Origin of the sequence: Nostoc sp. CCY 9925, from assembly GCF_963920935.1 — a bacterium.
Classification (GTDB): domain Bacteria; phylum Cyanobacteriota; class Cyanobacteriia; order Cyanobacteriales; family Nostocaceae; genus Nostoc.
Genome location: NZ_CAWUDO010000268.1, coordinates 1 through 1,652 on the forward strand (window position 1 = coordinate 1; position 1,652 = coordinate 1,652).

1 protein-coding gene and 1 pseudogene are annotated in these 1,652 nt (G+C 41.6%); both read right to left on the minus strand.

Features of this window, described 5'->3' with window-relative positions; all coding sequences use genetic code 11:
• Positions 1 to 1,103 (minus strand): AAA family ATPase (locus ACM0OY_RS40315; protein ID WP_414574286.1); only part of this gene is annotated, 1,103 nt, incomplete at its 3' end.
• Positions 1,104 to 1,211: 108 nt separating this feature from the next.
• Positions 1,212 to 1,652 (minus strand): annotated as a pseudogene (locus ACM0OY_RS40320) (mobilization protein); the annotation flags it as partial.

A 1,652-nucleotide genomic window follows, 5' to 3' on the forward strand; every position in this document is an offset into this window, starting at 1 on the left:
GTCAAAAGCATACCAGCTAGGCGTTTGGATAAATCATCATCCCCGGCGAATCCCTTATCAAAATCATCTAAGTATAATATTATACGGTTTATCCGATCTGTGAGTGCGAGTAAATTCTTGAGCTTATATTCAGCCAAATTACCGTAACTGCGGAAATTCCCCCACTCCAAAATAATCAGAGGTAGCTCCAATTGCTGAGAACAAGCTTTAGCCGAGTAAGATTTTCCTGTCCCTGGTGGGCCGATTAGTAAAATCCCCTTGGGTAAGCGAAGATTGTACTCTTTTGCTAGTGTTGTCAACAAACGTTTGTATGTTTTAAACGCTTGTTGCATCAGTTCCAGCCCCCCAATAGCTGTAGGCGGAGGCTGGAGGAATTGAATATTGTAAATCCGCTTGAACAGTTCAATTTTGTAAGCGGATAGTTCGGCGATCAATTCGTCCGTATCACCCACGCCAACTGCGATCGCCTGTCGAATACCATAGTCAATATCTGCCAAGTACATTCCCATACCAGCGTTCGCAGTCGCATGAATAGATGATTGATTGTAATCGGGCAATACTTTGAGTAGGTGAGTTTTAATTTCCTCAATATTTGGTAGTTGTTGCACAATGGTGGGAACTTCGGGAGCAATATCAGATGACACAGTAGCGTTTGGCCCTAAGAGAATCGCTGTCTTGTTGCAAGAGTGATTGTACAGCTTCAGGTTAATTAAAGCTGACTTGATCCACTCGGAGGTCAGAAAGAAATCGGGGTCAGTGTTGGACTCTCCCAGCCAGGGGAATATGCCCTCCAGTATCAGGATTCCTGATAAATCGGTGGTTTTCCAAAACCGTAGAATTTCAAAGTAATGTTCGCGTCGATTTTTGGCGCTAGCCTGATACTGGTCAACACTTTGTAAACTTAATCCCTCCTCGTTAGTAGATAACTGGTGTAGCGCATCATCTTCTAGCGTCCACAGGTAACAGTTAATGCCCAGGTGTTGGCATTGACAAGCTAGATTGGTGAGTAGCCGGAGCCTTTCTTGTAATGGAGACTCGACAGCAATCAGCTTATTGTTAAGTTTGATTAGGTCAAATACTTGCTTTATTAACTGATTACTCATCAAGGTTTTAGGTAAATTTCACCCCAATATTATTGATAGCTAAAACTCTTTACTAGCTACTTTGGTACTGAAAAAATTGGTACTAGAGTAGCTTGACTTTTGAAATAACTATAGTTCTAATTCTTGATTGTTTTGTTGTGAGTATCGTTGTTGTAATTGACGAGAGAAATTGACTAACTGCGTATTCCAATCCCCAGTTTCGCACTTGAGTTGAGTCGAGTGTGGCAGTAGTTGTCTAACAGCCCGTGCCATTGTTGGTTGGCTAAAAGCTACCTGTACATGAGTCACATTACGTAATCTTTCAACAGGTAAACTTGAAGTGTCATCTACTGCCATGTAAACTGTTCTGTTTTCTGGTATTCCTTTAACCTGATATTGCAGTATAGCTACTGAAATGGCATCAATGGGAGAAAAAGACACTACAGCAGTGCTAGTTTGATCGCTAGGCTTTTTCCCCAAAGTAAAGTAAAACCAGCAAGAGCGACGAACTGTACCTAACTCATAACCAGAGAATTTATTGGTTGTACCTTCTAAAAATGCTCCTTTGGT